The organism is Bradyrhizobium sp. USDA 4504 (genome assembly GCF_054063995.1).
Genome location: NZ_JBSSGV010000001.1, coordinates 4531595 through 4546605, shown reverse-complemented (window position 1 = coordinate 4546605; position 15011 = coordinate 4531595). Strand labels below are relative to the sequence as shown.

The 15011-nt window shown below is 60.3% G+C and carries 11 protein-coding genes; 6 read left to right on the top strand and 5 right to left on the bottom strand.

Annotated elements, in window-relative coordinates; translation table 11 throughout:
• Positions 1-5: 5 nt before the first annotated feature.
• From ACVMB1_RS21410 to ACVMB1_RS21400, 3 genes are read right to left on the bottom strand one after another with little or no spacing between them, the layout of a single operon-like run.
• The gene (locus ACVMB1_RS21410) at positions 6-1019 is read right to left on the bottom strand and encodes an SIS domain-containing protein (RefSeq protein ID WP_456849243.1); all 1014 of its coding nucleotides are present in this window, start codon (positions 1017-1019) and stop codon (positions 6-8) included.
• Entirely contained in the window at positions 1016-1972 is a 957-nt protein-coding gene (locus tag ACVMB1_RS21405; protein ID WP_229159522.1) for an N-acetylmuramic acid 6-phosphate etherase, read from the bottom strand. Before ACVMB1_RS21405 ends, ACVMB1_RS21410 begins: the two co-directional genes overlap by 4 nt.
• Positions 1973-1991: 19 nt before the next feature.
• Entirely contained in the window at positions 1992-2930 is a 939-nt protein-coding gene (locus tag ACVMB1_RS21400; protein WP_141343127.1) for a BadF/BadG/BcrA/BcrD ATPase family protein, read from the bottom strand.
• 119 nt (positions 2931-3049) lie between these two features.
• On the opposite strand from ACVMB1_RS21400, the gene nagA reads away from it, so the two are divergent.
• From nagA to ACVMB1_RS21380, 4 genes are all read left to right on the top strand, one after another.
• Complete coding sequence (gene nagA, locus ACVMB1_RS21395) at positions 3050-4225, top strand: N-acetylglucosamine-6-phosphate deacetylase (protein ID WP_076834254.1); 1176 nt, start codon at positions 3050-3052, stop codon at positions 4223-4225.
• Positions 4226-4387 carry a hypothetical protein gene (locus ACVMB1_RS21390; RefSeq protein WP_156436543.1) on the top strand — a complete coding sequence of 54 codons (162 nt, stop codon included), beginning with the start codon at positions 4226-4228 and terminating at the stop codon, positions 4385-4387.
• Positions 4388-4688: 301 nt separating this feature from the next.
• The gene (locus ACVMB1_RS21385; RefSeq protein ID WP_057020648.1) at positions 4689-5114 is read left to right on the top strand and encodes a YybH family protein; all 426 of its coding nucleotides are present in this window, start codon (positions 4689-4691) and stop codon (positions 5112-5114) included.
• A 228-nt stretch (positions 5115-5342) separates the two neighbouring features.
• Positions 5343-8702, top strand: coding sequence for an AAA family ATPase (locus tag ACVMB1_RS21380; RefSeq protein ID WP_057020620.1), 3360 nt, complete (start codon positions 5343-5345; stop codon positions 8700-8702).
• Positions 8703-8770: 68 nt separating this feature from the next.
• On the opposite strand, the gene ACVMB1_RS21375 is transcribed toward ACVMB1_RS21380, so the two are convergent.
• Positions 8771-10081, bottom strand: a complete 1311-nt coding sequence (locus tag ACVMB1_RS21375; protein WP_245311789.1) for a patatin-like phospholipase family protein — start codon at positions 10079-10081, stop codon at positions 8771-8773.
• A 1051-nt stretch (positions 10082-11132) separates the two neighbouring features.
• The gene (locus tag ACVMB1_RS21370) at positions 11133-12026 is read right to left on the bottom strand and encodes a LysR substrate-binding domain-containing protein (RefSeq protein WP_057020618.1); all 894 of its coding nucleotides are present in this window, start codon (positions 12024-12026) and stop codon (positions 11133-11135) included.
• Positions 12027-12195: 169 nt separating this feature from the next.
• Between ACVMB1_RS21370 and ACVMB1_RS21365 the strand changes: the two genes are divergently transcribed.
• The gene (locus tag ACVMB1_RS21365) at positions 12196-13584 is read left to right on the top strand and encodes an MFS transporter (RefSeq protein WP_141339854.1); all 1389 of its coding nucleotides are present in this window, start codon (positions 12196-12198) and stop codon (positions 13582-13584) included.
• Positions 13585-13636: 52 nt separating this feature from the next.
• A complete protein-coding gene (locus tag ACVMB1_RS21360) occupies positions 13637-14680 on the top strand; it encodes a CapA family protein (protein ID WP_141339853.1) in 1044 nt (347 codons plus the stop codon).
• Positions 14681-15011 lie beyond the last annotated feature (331 nt).

The window sequence follows — 15011 nt, the reverse complement described above, 5'->3', positions numbered from 1 at the left end:
ATCAGTCAAAACGTCTCGGTAACCTTGCTCAGGCGAGGGGGACGATCCGGGTCAAATCCGCGCGCGCATGCCGCCTGCTCGATCATCCGGTAGGCCGGAACGAGCATGGTGATCGGGTCGGTGGCGGGGTCATCCTCGACCAACCAAGGCAGCGAGCCATGCGGTCCGCCGCAGAGATGCAGCGCGATCTTTTGCTCGCGCAATTCCTCTGCCAGTGCGTCCACCGTGGCCGCCGTTTCATCCATGAGGCGCATCATGACAACTGGCGTGCGCGACGATAACGCGGCACGTGGCCCATGCTGCAGCTCGGCGGCGCTCAGTCCGATGGAGGGCAGGCGCATGATTTCCGAAAGCTTGAGCGCGATCTCCCTCGCCGAGCCCAGGCCCAGGCCCCGAGCCGCCACAAACACGGCTGATGCCTTGACGAGATCATCGGCAATCTCCGACCAGTCGAGCGCCAGCGCGCGGTGCAGGCGCTCGGGCAGCCGGTCGAGGGCTGACCGCAGCGCACGATCTTGCGCCAGCTCGGCAACCAGTCCGGCACTGGCGGCCATCGAGCCGATCACGGTCTTCGTGGCCGCTACGGAGTGTTCTTGGCCGGCTTCGATCGGAACGACAAATTCCGCTTCGTCAGCCACCGGCGACGACGGCGCATTGACGATGGCAATCGTGCGTGCGCCCGAGGCTCGTGCCGACCTGGTCGCTGCGACGAGATCCGGGCTGCGCCCCGATTGCGAGATTACGATGAACAGCGCATCGCGGAGCATCAAAGGTGTGCGAAATGCCGTGATCACCGAGGGAGCACTTGCTGAAACGGGAAGGCGAAGCCGCGTCTCGACAAGATATCTCAAGAAAACCCCGGCATGCCCGGAGCTTCCCCGACCACACACGACGCACAAAGGGGCGGAGTCAATCCCAATCCGCTGTGCGATGTCGCGCAAGGCGGGTCGGCCGCGAACAATGTTAGCGACAACATCCGCGCTTTCCCCGATTTCGCTCGCCATCGCGGATGTCGTCACGGCTCAACCACTCCGCCTCGGCCGCGTCCCGCCGCTCCCTTTGGGAGTCGGTCACGATGCGAGTCACGATTCTTGGCAAGCTCGACAAACACTTGCCGAAGGTTGCCGTCACAGTTCTCCAGAACGGTCTCCGCATCAACCCTGTCGACACCGAGCGCCAGAAGGACTGCAATCTTGATGTCTCCCTCGGCCTGCTCGAGCGAGCGTGCCGCGTGCGACGGATTACAGCGCGCGATTTGCGCCACCATGGCCTCGGCGCGCCGCTTCAGCTTGGCATTGGTCGGCGGCATGTTCACCATCATGCCGCGATATACCCGGCCAAGGCGCAGCATGATCCCCGAGGAGATCAGGTTGAGCACGACCTTCTGCGCGGTGCCCGCCTTCATCCGCGTGGAGCCGGCGATCAGCTCTCGGCCGGTCTCGACCAGGATCGGAAACTTTGCCAATGCCAGCAGTGCGGTGCCGGGATTGTTGGCGACACCAATCGTTACTGCATCGAAAGACCCTGCCTGCTGCAGCGCCGCGACCGTGAACGGCGTTGTGCCGCTGGCGGCTACCGCAATCACCACGTCGTGCGGCGTGAGCCGTGCGGCGCTGATCTGCGTGACTGCATCATCGACATCGTCCTCCGCGCCCTCGATGCTGGTGACGAACGCGCTGTCACCGCCGGCAACGACGAAGCGGACGCGCTCGCGGGGCCAAGCGAAGGTCGGCGTCAGCTCGGCGCCGTCCTGGACCGCCACGCGGCCTGACGTGCCCGCGCCGACATATACAATGCGTCCGCGGTCGCCCAGCACCGTCTTGGCCGCTTCGGCTGCCGCAGTGATCGCGGGAAGGGCATGGCCGATCGCGGCGACCGCCGCAAGCTGGCCCTCCCACATCGCTTCCATCGCTGACGTCAGCGACCATGCATCAAGGTCGGTAAATCTGGGATCGACTTCTTCGGTGGCCATATCGGTGATCCAAGCACCATCAAACGCGGAACTTCGAAGTCTGTTCATGGTCAGTTTCTCTCTTGGGCGGGTCCAGCTTGCGCAGGTCGAGCCGCCCTCGGACCACAAGCAGCGCGCCCGCCGCTGCGTCGGCGTCAGGACGCCTCAGGCGAGCGCGCAGGTCAGGCGTTAGCCAGGGCGTAATCGCATCCGCGAGCCCGCCCACCAGCGCGAGCCGGTCAATTCCTTTAGCCAGGAACAGATCAAGCAGATCGCCAATGGCATCGGCCGCGCGTTCGACAATGCGGCGGCCGACCGGATCGCCCTGATTGGCATGCCGCATCACGGTCGGCGCGAACGCGGCGTAGTCGGTGGCCCGGGCTTCTTCAGACCACGCCACGGCCTGATAAGGATCTTGATCGAATGCGCCCAGCACCTCTGCAAGCAATGGTGTCAGCTCGCCGCGGCGATCCGCGGCCCGCAGCGCCAGTCGAACGACCTGCAGGCCAATGTCGGCGCCGCTGCCTTCGTCCGAGACTGGGAAGCCGTAACCGGCGATGCGGATCTCGCTGCCGCCAATCAGGCCGACACCCACCGAGCCCGTGCCGGCCACCACGATGGCCCCGTCCGCGCCGCTATGGGCGCCGACACAGGCAGCTAGGCCATCGCTGATGAAGATAACGGACGCAAAGGGATGCGGGATCTCTTTGAGCGCCGCTTCCGCGCCCCGGCGACCAATGCCGGCGAGGCCAATTCCGGCGTGCATCCGCGCGAAATCCTCGCGCGTCAGTTCGGACTGTGCGGCCGCCGCTTCGGTGGCCTCCATGATGGACCGCCAGGCCCTGTCGAAGCCAATCCGGGTCGTGGCAGGCCCCGAGCTCGCTTCACCGAGTACCCTGCCGTTTTCGTCCTCGATCCGGGCGCGGCAGCGGGTTCCGCCCCCATCGATGCCGAGATAGGTGGTACCTTTTGTTTCCATGAGAAGTTAACGCAAGGATTTAGCTCCGGGTCCCTGAAGCCCGTTGTGTACATATTGGGACCTGTACAACACGGGACTCGCCTCACGAGTCCGTGATTGCCATTCTCGGATCAGCACTTATGGGCCAAGCTGGGTCTTCCGTGGTTTTCTCGATTGCTGCGCAGCACATCTTTGACGGTGCCGACATGCGCGGGCCGGGGTTGGTCAGAATATCGCAGGGGCGGATCGAAGGCATTACCGAGGAAGCGCGCGCCTCGATCCACCTTCCCCGAGATGCGATACTTGCACCCGGATTCGTCGATGTTCAGGTGAACGGAGGCGGCGGCGTTCTTCTCAACGACCAGCCAACGGAGGCCGGCGTTCGCCGCATCGTCGAGGCGCACCGCAAGGCCGGCACCACGGGCTGTTTGCCAACCCTCATCACCGATCGAAGCGAGGTCATCGAACGATTGGCTGTAGCAGCTCAGGCGTGCCTCGAAATTCCTGGCGTGCTCGGCTTTCATCTGGAAGGTCCGGCCCTCAACAGGTCTCGCAAGGGCATTCATCCGGAAGCCGAGATACGCGTGCCCGATCGGCGCGATCTCGCCGCCATCAAAAGCTTCGGGGACCGCGGTCGCTCCATGGTGACCTTGGCCCCGGAATGCGTGCCCGCGTCCATGATCGATGAATTGATCGGCGCCGGATTGCGTATCGCGGCCGGCCACAGCGACGCCACCGCAGCCGAAATCGGGCAGGCGGTCGATCGCGGTGTCTCGGGGGTGACCCATCTGTTCAATGCCATGTCGCAGTTGAACGCCCGAGAGCCGGGCTTGGTGGGCGCCGCGCTGGGAGATGACCGGTTGTTTGCAGGGATCATCTGCGACGGCATCCACGTTGACCGCGTCGGCTTGCGTGTTGCCTTGCGCTGCAAGGGACGCGATCGATTGATGCTGGTTACCGATGCCATGCCATTGGCGGGCACGAGCGACCGGCAATTCCTGCTACAGGGAAGGGAGATCACGTTGCACGACAATCGCCTGACTGACCGGGATGGCACGCTCGCGGGCGCTCACCTCACCATGATCGAGGCGGTGCGCAACGCTGTTGCGCTTATCGGAATCTCCCTTGTCGATGCTCTTATCATGGCTTCCCGGACGCCCGCGGCATTTCTAGGCCTTGGGTCCGAGCTTGGACGGATCGCGCCCGGATACCGCGCGGATCTTGTCGCCTTTAATCCGAACTTTGAGGTCATTGGTACATGGATAGGCGGTGTTGGTTCGATGGGCGAGGCGAACAAGGCTTCCGAGCGAGGTTAGATGCGCAACCAGCCCATCGTCGTGCAGAAATACGGTGGTGCCTGCCTTGAAACACCGGCGAAGATTCGCGCGGTTGCGCGCAGTCTCGCCGACCTGCACGGCAGTGGGAAAGGCACCTCTGACCGGGAAAAATGCGCCTTGTCCCTTCATCCTTCCAAGTAAGCTGTTGCAATCGCAGCAAATGCGAACGCCCTCCGAGCGCACCATAATTCCAGAGCGGGGATGCGACGTCGCTATTGGCTTCACACTGGCCGAGCATCCGGCTTGAGAATTGGTGAGAAATTGCGCGAAGTCACTTGCTACCATAAGGCGCGCGTTGCGCTGGTTAGTCAATGTTGCTGACGGTAATTCCCCGGAATTGCTGGCGCGCCAAACCCGGTCTGGGATACCTCATTCAACGCACCCGGTTCTTGTCAAGTCAACGTCCGCCCTGCATTCGCATCGAACATATTTGGAGATGATCATGCGTAGCATAGCCTTGATGATTGCATTCGTGATCTCGTTTACCGCCCCGGCGTTAGCTCAAAAAGCCGAGATCGAGGCCATCAATGCGAAATGGATTGAATTGTTCAACAAGGGCGACTTCTCGGGAGTTGCGTCACTCTACAGCACGGATGCGACCGCATTCCCGCCAGGTACCGCGATGGTTCACGGCCGATCAGCCATCGAGGCAATGTGGAAAAGCATGGCGGAACAAGTTAGCGATCCGAAGCTCGCAACCCTTGACGTTAAGCCCCTTGGTCCAACCGCGGCGCGCGAGATTGGGACGTTCGCCCTCAAGACCAAGGGACCGACACCGAAGGATGTGACTGGAAAGTATGTCGTGGTTTGGGAGAAGGTCGGCGATGATTGGAAGCTGACCACCGACATCTGGAACGACGGCAACTAGGCATCTCTGTTCATAGCTGTGCTTCGCGCTTACGTTGAGTTGGCTATTGCACGGTCGAAGGCGCGCGCGATCGGGGCCCCATGGCATCGCTTGGCAGCGCCCAGCTTTCGCCGGAGCCAATGTGTTAAACTGGCTGAGATGTCTCGCGATCGGTGCTTCCATTTGCAGATGTGCCTTCGCAGGTCTCTGCAATGTGCTACCCTTATCCCTATTGGCCATAGGTATACCATGACAGGTATTGCAGAGTGGCTGGCATCGATCGGTTTGGGAGAGTACGCCGATCGTTTCGCAGAGAACGCTATCGACCTCTCGGTCGTCGGCGATCTCACGGAGCAGGACCTCAAGGACCTCGGCGTCCTGCTTGGGCACCGGCGCAAGATGCTGCGCGCGATTGCGGCACTTGAGGATGATGTCGCTGCATCGGACCAAGCGGCTGCCAAACCAGCGCCGCGAGACGGCGCCGAGCGGCGCCAAATCACGGTCATGTTTTGCGATCTGGTGGGCTCGTCCGCACTTTCGGCCCGGCTGGACCCGGAGGACTTGCGCTCGATAATCGGCGACTATCACGCCTGCATCGCTGAGGTTATCGCCCGGAGTGAGGGCGTTATCGCGCGCTACATGGGGGATGGCGTGCTTGCCTATTTCGGCTACCCCCTGGCGCACGAGGACGATGCCGAGCAGGCGACACGTGCGGGGCTGTCACTGGTCGATGCCGTGGCCAACCTTCAGACAGATATCGGCACCAAGCTGCAGGTTCGCGTTGGCATCGCTACCGGTATGGTCGTCGTGGGCGATCTGATCGGCGAAGGCGCCGCCAAGGAGCAGGCGGTGATCGGTGAGACACCGAATCTGGCTGCTCGTCTGCAGCAGTTCGCCGAGCCCGGTACGGTGCTGATCTCCGAGAGTACGCGCCAGCTCACCGAAGGATATTTCGAATACTGCGATCTTGGCTCGATCGCGCTGAAAGGATGGGCGGAGCCAATACCTGCCTGGCAGGTGCTCGGGACGACTGGAGTCGAAAGCCGCTTTGAGGCTCAGCACAGGACTCGATTGACGCCCTTGATCGGGCGAGACGAGGAGATCGAGCTGCTGTTGCGGCGCTGGCAGCACGCCTCTTCGGGCGAAGGTTGCGTAGTGGTTCTAACTGGAGAGCCAGGTATCGGTAAGTCGCACATCGCGCTGGCGCTTCAAGAACGGCTCCAAGCCGAACCACACATTACGGTCCGCCATTTCTGCTCGGCGCACCATACCAACAGTGCGTTGTATCCGTTCATCGACAATCTCGAACGTGCTGCCCGTTTCGAAAGAGGTGAAGCGCCGACGGAGAAGTTTGCCAAGCTTGAAGCTCTGCTGTTGCGGTCTGGCGCCGACGCAGATCGTGTGGTGCCGGCTCTAGCAAACCTTCTGTCGCTACCGGTCAGTGACCGCTACCAGCTGCCCGAGCTCAGTCCGCAGAAACGCAAGGAGATGACGTTGGCGGCATTCTCGGCTCAGCTCGAAGCGTTGGCGGCGCGGCAGCCAGTGTTCATCATCTTTGAGGATGCCCATTGGTCGGACCCGACTTCGATGGAGCTGCTCACGATTACACTGGAAAAGGTACCACGACTCCGAGTGCTGCTGCTCATCACCGCGAGACCAGAGTTCACGCCGCCCTGGCCTGGTCATGCACATGTGACGACCGTCTCGCTTACACGGCTGAACCGGCGCAACGGGGCGGCCTTGATCGAGCGCGTCACGGCAGGCAAGACGCTCCCGGAGGAGGTCTTGGACCAAATCCTCGCTCGCACCGACGGCGTGCCCCTGTTCGTCGAGGAACTGACCAAGGCGGTGCTCGAAACCGGCTTGCTGCAGGAGCGAGACGACCATTACGTGGTCAGCGGTCCGCTACCCTCGTTGGCGATTCCAACGACATTGAACGCATCGCTGATGGCTAGGCTCGACCGATTGGCCCCCGTGAAGGAAGTTGCTCAGATCGGCGCCGTTGTGGGGCGCGAGTTCTCGTACGAACTGCTGAGCGTGGTCGCCAAGCTGCCAAGGCAACGGCTTGAGGAGGCGCTTGCCCAGTTGGTTCAGGCGGAGTTGATATTCTGCCGAGGCGAGATACCCCGGGCGGTCTACACCTTCAAGCATGCGCTCGTGCGGGACGCTGCCGAAGCGGGACTTCTGAAGAGCCGACGCGCAGCGCTGCATGCCGCCGTCGCCAACGCTTTCGAGCAACGATTCCCGGAAATTGTGGAGTCTCAACCCGAGACTCTCGCACTCCACCTTACCGAGGCGGGATTGTTCGAAAAGGCGGGAGAATATTGGCTCCAGGCAGGCAAGAAAGCGGCCATGCGCTCCGCCAACCTCGAAGCGATCGCACACTTGCGCAAAGGCATTGAGGTCTCGGCCCATTTGGCCGACGGTGCGCTTAAAGACCGGCTGGAGCTTGATTTCCAGTACGCGCTCGGGCCCTGCCTCATTGCCACCCAGGGGCCGGCCTCGCCCCAGGCGGTGGCGACCTTTGCGCGAGCGCGCGAGCTGTGCCAGCGGCTCGGAGATCCCCCCGAGCGACTACAAATCATGTTTTGGTTGACCACCGCGAGCGTCATTCGCGGCGAGTTGCCGGTCGCCGAGGAAATGATCTCGGTGTTGCTCGATCTTGCGGAGGGTCGGGGTGATCGACCAACGTTGCTCAACGCGATGCGTGGGCAAGGGATGATACGCCTTTTCATGGGAAATCTCGTAGGTGCCCAGGAGGTGATCGAACGGGCCTTCGAAGCGTTCGAAGCGAGCAGCGAGCATGATAGATTTGCGGCGCGTGCTGCCGGCCAGGATGCGGGTGTGGCCGACCTGGCTCTGATGTCATGGGCGCTCTGGCTGCAGGGCCGTGCTGATACGGCACTCGCGCGTGTAAATGCCGCCCTTCAGCGTGCCGACGTCATCAGTCATCCGCATTCGCAGGCCTATGGATGCTATTATGCATCCATTCTCCACGCTCTTCGGGGTGACTTCCGAAAGGCACACCGTTATGCGGATCGTTGTCTCGCCTTGTCGGAAGAACTCGGATTCCGGCAGTGGCGAGGATTGGCTCGCGCCATCCGGGGGATAAGCGCCACCTTCCTTGATCCTTCGTTCGCCGCGCTTGAGGAAATCCGTACGGCGATGAACGAATATCGCGGCGCGGGCTATCAGCTTGGCATCACAGCACTGTATGTGCTCCTGAGTGCCGCTCTGTTGTCGAGCCATCAAAGCGAAGCCGCGCTCGAACTGATTGAGCAGGGTCTCGCTACAACCGGCCGCAATAGCGAACGGATATTTGAGGCCGAGCTGTATCGATTGAAGGCACGCGTATTGCTCGTCCGCGATGCACCGGAGGCCAGCACCGACGCACGATCACTGCTCGATCACGCATTGACAACTGCGAAAAGTCAGAGCGCCAAGGCCCTTGAACTTCGAGTAGCAGTTGACCTCGCCAACTTGTGGATCGATCAGGGCAGAACCAGCGAAGCGCTCGACCAGCTCGTGCCCATCTACGGCTGGTTCGTCGAGGGTCTTGAAACGCAGGATCTGAAGCAGGCAAAGGCATTACTCGACCGACTGCAGTAATTGCGCCTCGACTGCGGATATTGGAGCTTGGCTCAGCAGGTCGGCCTCAAGGCTGCTTTACCTTGCCGTTACGCAGCCCGCCTTCGACATTCGTGATATGCCTCCTTAACCTCTCGCCATCCCGCCTCATCGCTTTCCGCAGGATTCTCATTTATGAAATGTGGCCCGTCATGCGGCGGACGTTTTTCGTGTTCGTAGTATGCCTTGATTGCTTGTTCAGCAGCGATCCTTCCCAACTGTCTCCCGCTGTCCAGGTTGCTGTGGTTCCATTTGAAACTGATGTGCCCCGGCACATGAATCTCGACGATTGTGCCCTTCCACGGATGCTCTCCGGATTTTGGCTTGTCGTACCGCACGTGGTATTTGAAGAGCTTGACGTCATCTTCGCCAACGGTCGCTGCGAACAATTGGCAGAGATTGGCCAGGGCATCGTGAAGGTTTTCCGGTTTGCGGACTTGCTTTGAATCGACGATCCTGCTCACCCATATCTCGTCCAGCTCATCGCCCGGCTTATGATGCTCCTGGAGCAAGCTCTCGAAGTTGACCGTATCGACCAGTGCTCCTTCGCAGTAGGTAACTCCGTCGATCTCTACGGTTTCTTCCACGAAGGGAAGGGCTGAACACGCACATAAGCTGGATGCGCTGATAGGCACTTTGTACTCTTTCCCGTCGACCTTCTTGTTCTCATCGACCTTCTTGGGCATCGGCCGGTTGGAAAACAACGCGAGTTTATGCTCATCGAGATTCCAGGCGTTGTGGAATATGAATGGCTTTTCGGGTCTTCCCAGCGCGTCGAAATTTATGCTCTTCATAAACTGGCTGTGTGGATAGTTGATCCTGGAGAGGCCGGTGACTTGGGACAGATACATCATTGACGTGAGATAACGAACGAAAGGATTTGGGGCCAGCACCTGATTAAGAACCCATCTGTTTACGTCTCCCTCATCCGGGCTCGTGAACTTCTTCCCGCCGTCCGTGTCGGGCTGTTGAGCGAACCAGAGCGACATGGATTCCCTGAAGGCATTCGCGACCCTGTTTGGGTCCCACAAATCCTTATAGGTATTGGGATCTGCGACGAAGTTGGTCAGAGCCTTGCCGATGCTTTCCCAATCCGGGCCGAACACCGTGTTTATGGGAAAGCGCCTATAGCTTTCGTCGTCTCGAAACACGCCATTCTTGAAGAATTGATGGGTCTGTTTCGCCCTGTCTTTATTGTCAACGTTGTCAAACTGATTGTAGACGATCCCAACCCAGGCGCCGATGCAGGACAATGCCCACACGTCAAAGGTTATACCTGCGTTGGCAAGAGCTTCCAGAACTCCAATGTGCAGCCCTGCCGCCGGACCACCACCGCCGAGCGTAATCGCCCTCTTCACCATTGGTTCCTCCATCAAATTTTTTGCATGGCTTATTCTCTGATCAAGTTTCTGAACCGCGTAAAACTAAAAGACTGGTCGTTTGCTGGGTCCGCGGGCTTTCGGCCGCACCGAATGCCGTTGAATCCAACTCGACAACTCATTGATCGCAGCGTTGCGAAACACGATACGTGCGACGGAACGGTGGACGTCGAGGTTCGGCGCCTTCTCGAGCCTGCTGATCGCGCTGGGCGCACGCCGGCCGAGAGCTCGAGCAAGCATATCGCGGTCTGGCCCGCCCATTTGTGAACCAATTCACGGAAGATATTTATCGCCGATGTTAGTAGGGGAGATGTTGTCCAATTGTGGCTTCCGCTTCTGGCCCATCGCGACATATTGCGCTGCCGCACGAACCTGGTCGCTATAGGAGCAAAGCGGACGTAGTCACCAGTCACATGAGGCCGTCGGATTTATAGGCCACTCTATACGATGGGCAGGCCGAATGCGCCGCATGGCAAGCTCCATCTCTTCAGACAGACGGGTCGTGTTCGGCGTAGCAAGCAGTGGTCGGTTGGTTCGACGCCAGGGGAAAAAGAGATACCTCCCTTATCTGCCGTGTTTGGGATCCTGTCCCGCCGAGGTGAAAGCTCAAGTATGACGACCGGCTTCCGGCTTACTTCTTTGGCCGAGGGGCCGCGCGGAAGATAAAGCACGTCCAGCCTGTCGCAGACGTTGGCCAGACTGTTCCCGGTGACTCCGAATTCCTCGGCCGGCCGGATCATTCACCTAGCCATTGATGTAGAAGCAATAAAACATCAGCGCCAAGGCGTGGCGAGATCCCCCCTAACCTTCGCGGATCAGCCGCCTTCGCTTCTGGCAGATGCCCAGCTCGATACGTGTATAGGCCTGACGAACAAAATAAGCCGGGATTTCGAGAGGAAATCCCTGCCTAGACTAGAGCAACGTGACACCTGAAGTGCGTAGCCAAGGCAAATGGCGATCCAAGCGCCGTCGGCGAGCTCGCAGCGATGCTGATTTGACAATAGCAGAGCAAGATCTTGCCGATGGAGAAACGTCAATTCTGTGTCCTGGTTTCGGACAGCAGCCAGTCGCGGAATGCAGCAATCTCCGGCCTGCCAACGTCGGTTTCGCGGCCGACGAGGTGGTAACTGTCGGCGGTTCGTACCACCAGCGGATGGATCGCCAATAGTCGTCCCGCTTTGAGATCGTCCTGGACCAGTTCCAGATGCGCCACCGCGATGCCGAGCCCGTCGATCGCCGCTTGATAGGCTAGCGAGGAATTGCCGAACGACAGTCCTTCGCGAAAGCTCCCGGGTGTGACGTCCGCCGCCTCAAACCAGATCCGCCAATCGTGCGGGCGCTTCATTGAATGAAGTAACGTGCGGTCGAGCAGCTCTCGTGAATCGTGCACGGGTGGATGCTTGTTGAATTCGGCGGGGCTACAAACCGGCAGCAGCTCGATCGGAAACAGCGTGTCGTAACGCACGCCGGGCTTTGGAATGGCGGGAGTCTGAATGGTGAAGTCCACCTCGCCAGCGCTCACATCGACGAGATCGTTGGCGATCGTGACCTGCACATTGATGCTTGGGTAAATGGTATGGAAGCGCGCGAGCCGCTTGACCAGCCATTTCATCGCCACCGTGGGAAACAGCCGTATCCGCACCACGCGATTCTGCTTGTCCCGGCGGCTGACCTGGGTCGCGAGTTCGATGCGATCAAAGGCTTCGGCAATGGCCTGCGCGTACTGTTCGCCCTGCGTCGTCAGCTTGACGTCGCGTTGATTACGGACGAACAGGCGCAGGCCAAGGAAGGCTTCGAGTTGGGCGATATGCCGGCTGACGGCGCCCTGCGAGACGTTGAGTATTTTGGCGGCGTGGGTGAAGTTCTCGGAGCGGGAGGCGACCTCGAAGACGCGAAGTGCATTCAGCGGGGGCAATTTTCGGGCCATCAGCGCCTCCCACTGAGGGCTGATCGCGTCCGCGCCGCATTCTCTGTGTTGCTCTGAAGATAAGTCATCGTCGTGATGAGTAAATTAGCATACTCGGCCCAAAGCATTCCGCTTATTTTGCCCGCATAAGCGGCGCTGAACGCCGCTACTTGCGGGAGAAACGCTTTCTATGACCACCCCCGTTAACGCCGCGGGCCGGCTTGACCGGCTCCCGATGGGCGCATTCCAGCGGCGGATTCTCAGCCTGATCGGCCTCGGGATGTTCTTCGACGGTTTCGACAACCAGATGGCCGCCGGCGTGTTGGGCGCCCTCGTTAAGGAGGGCTGGTCGAACATGGAGACCAATGCCCACTACATTTCCATCACCTTTGCCGGCCTCGCCATTGGCGCGCTGATGACGGGGTTGGTCGGTGACCGGTTCGGCCGGCGTTTTGCCTATCAGTTCAATCTTCTGATTTTCGGCAGCATGTGCCTGCTCTCGATGCTCGCGCCCTCGATGACCTGGCTGATGGCGATGCGTTTCTTCATGGGAGTAGGGATCGGCGCAGAATATGTCTGCGGTTACGGCATGGTCAGCGAGTTTGTGCCGCCGCAACGGCGCGGATGGGCGCTTGGCCTGATCAGCGTGGTGTCGATGGCATCGACATTCGCTGTGAATTTTACCGGACTATTCGTCATTCCAGCACTTGGATGGCGGCCGATGTATCTGATCGGCGGTTGCGGCGCATTATGGGTCTGGTTCCTGCGCCGCAAGCTTCCGGAGTCGCCGCGCTGGCTCGAAGCGCGCGGCCGTTATGAAGAAGCCGAAAAGATCATGCAGGATATCGAAGCTGAGGCCTCGAAGGCGGGGCCTCTCCCGCCGGTGATATCAGTGGCCGCGCCTGCGCCGGCCTGGGTACCGATCTCCATCCTGTTCTCGCGCGGCGTCGTCACCCGCACCTTGCTCGCGATGGCGGTTTGCATCACCTGCCTGGTCGGTTCCTACAGCTTCTCCTATTGGGTGCCGACCTTCTTCGTCAAACAGGGACTGAGTGTCACGAAGTCGCTCAGCTTTGCGACCGTCATGGCGCTGGGCAGTTCGCTCGGGCCGCTGGTCGGCATGCTGACCTCCGACTGGATTGGACGCCGTCGCGGCACCATGTTTGCGGCCTTATGGTGTGGCGTGTTCGCGCTGGCGTATTCGCAGCAGACCGATCCCGCCTGGGTGCTGATCTTTGGCTTCCTGTTGCAGGGCGGCATGAGCCTGATGATCGGCTTCGGTCTCGGCGGCTACACGCCGGAGTTGTTTGCAACCGAATATCGCTTCCGCGGCTCTGGCATCGCCCAAATGACGGGGCGGATTGCTGTCATCGCATCGCCCTACATGGTTGTGTCGCTCTATGACAATTATGGTCTCCCATCAGTGCTCTACGCCATTGCGTCGCTTTATCTGCTGTTAGCGCTTGGTATTCTCTTGTTCGGTATCGAAACCAACCAGCGCTCCCTGGAATCGATCGCGCCAGCGCGCGATGGCGAAGCGGCGGTGACAACATCGCGCTCCGCTGAAAGCGCGGCCTGATCTGGTCGCAATCCCGACACCCACACCAGAGCTCACGAAAAAGGAACTGCACATGGATCAAACGCTGCTCATCTTGGGCGATACCAACATCCAGAACCGCGAAGATCCTTTCAGCGCATTCGTCAATGTGCGTGACATGCTGACATCGGCCGATGTCTTGTTCGGACAGCTGGAAGGCCCGCTTGCCGAGCCCTCGATCGATCCCGCGCGGCCCGATATCCCGCACAAAAAGGGTTGGCGCCATTCGGGCGCCAAGGTAGGTCCGGCGCTCAAGAAGGCGGGCTATGTCGGCGTGAGCTGCGCCAGCAACGTCGCCTATCCCGCGCGCGCCGCCGTCGCCAGCGTCAAGGCGCTGGATTCGGCGGGGATCCTCCACTGTGGCGTTGGCGAAACGCTGGCCGAGGCCAGGAAGCCGGTAATCATCGAGAAGAACGGGGTTCGTTTCGGCTTCTTGAGCTACACATCGGTGTTCTGGCCGAGCAATCACGCCGCGTCAGCCAACAGCCCCGGATGCGCCACCATCAAGGCCCACGCCGCCTATGAGCCGGGCCCGCGCGCGCTGGAGATGCCGGGTGCTGAGCCGATCACGCATACATTCGCAGACGCCGACGAACTCGAGGCCATGCGGGACGATGTCCGCGCTCTGCGGACCAAGGTCGACCTTGTGATCCTTTCATGCCATTGGGGCGTGTCGTCCAAAGAGGAGCCAGTCGCATATCAGCGCGAAATAGCCCGAGCCGCCATCGACGTGGGGGCAGACATGGTGTTCGGCCACCATCCGCATGTGGTCCAGGCCGGCGAAATCTATCAGGGTAAGCCGATCTTCTACAGCCTTGGCAATTTTGCGTTCGACTGGGACGTTATGCGCGGCCGTCATCTCGATGGTCTGGCGCTGCGGTGCTTGATCGCGGGGAAGAAGATCACCGAAATTGAATTACTACCGGTCCGTCGCAACGAGCACAACGATATCTGCGTACATAGTGCAGACACCGGCGCGGGCAAGGACATTCTCGGCCGTTTCGAGCAGCTGAGCAGGAAACTCGGAGACTCAATCGTCTTGTCGAGGGCCACTCACCTGCGGCTTGAGGGTATGTAAGGTTAACGCGGCTGCTGACTCCCCCGAGCCGTTGTTTTGCCGAGCGATATCCAATCAGGGGAGCAAGAGGCCTCGCTCCTGACTGCGAGGAAAGCGCCTGCCGCCTGTCAGACATTCTCCTTGGGCGGAAAAGCCCTGGATCTTCCATGTACCACCGTATCGCACTCACCATGCGATGCTAGTCGCCTTTGTGAACTTGCGCGCGAACGAAAAAGAAGCACGTATCTGTGCGGTCGCCGCGCTGGGGGACAACGAGTATCCAGTAAGATGTTGATCTTCTTGCACTCAATCCTGCAACCAGAACGTATGAGTGGCCGAACGAGGATCGTTG

What these genes read in the sequence shown, in the direction of transcription:
- ACVMB1_RS21405 (WP_229159522.1), bottom strand. Translation starts at nt 1,972, where the DNA reads ATGGCCACCGAAGAAGTCGATCCCAGATTTACCGACCTTGATGCATGG.
- ACVMB1_RS21400 (WP_141343127.1), bottom strand. Translation starts at nt 2,930, where the DNA reads ATGGAAACAAAAGGTACCACCTATCTCGGCATCGATGGGGGCGGAACC.
- nagA (WP_076834254.1), top strand. Translation starts at nt 3,050, where the DNA reads ATGGGCCAAGCTGGGTCTTCCGTGGTTTTCTCGATTGCTGCGCAGCAC.
- ACVMB1_RS21390 (WP_156436543.1), top strand. Translation starts at nt 4,226, where the DNA reads ATGCGCAACCAGCCCATCGTCGTGCAGAAATACGGTGGTGCCTGCCTT.
- ACVMB1_RS21385 (WP_057020648.1), top strand. Translation starts at nt 4,689, where the DNA reads ATGCGTAGCATAGCCTTGATGATTGCATTCGTGATCTCGTTTACCGCC.
- ACVMB1_RS21380 (WP_057020620.1), top strand. Translation starts at nt 5,343, where the DNA reads ATGACAGGTATTGCAGAGTGGCTGGCATCGATCGGTTTGGGAGAGTAC.
- ACVMB1_RS21375 (WP_245311789.1), bottom strand. Translation starts at nt 10,081, where the DNA reads ATGGTGAAGAGGGCGATTACGCTCGGCGGTGGTGGTCCGGCGGCAGGG.
- ACVMB1_RS21370 (WP_057020618.1), bottom strand. Translation starts at nt 12,026, where the DNA reads ATGGCCCGAAAATTGCCCCCGCTGAATGCACTTCGCGTCTTCGAGGTC.
- ACVMB1_RS21365 (WP_141339854.1), top strand. Translation starts at nt 12,196, where the DNA reads ATGACCACCCCCGTTAACGCCGCGGGCCGGCTTGACCGGCTCCCGATG.
- ACVMB1_RS21360 (WP_141339853.1), top strand. Translation starts at nt 13,637, where the DNA reads ATGGATCAAACGCTGCTCATCTTGGGCGATACCAACATCCAGAACCGC.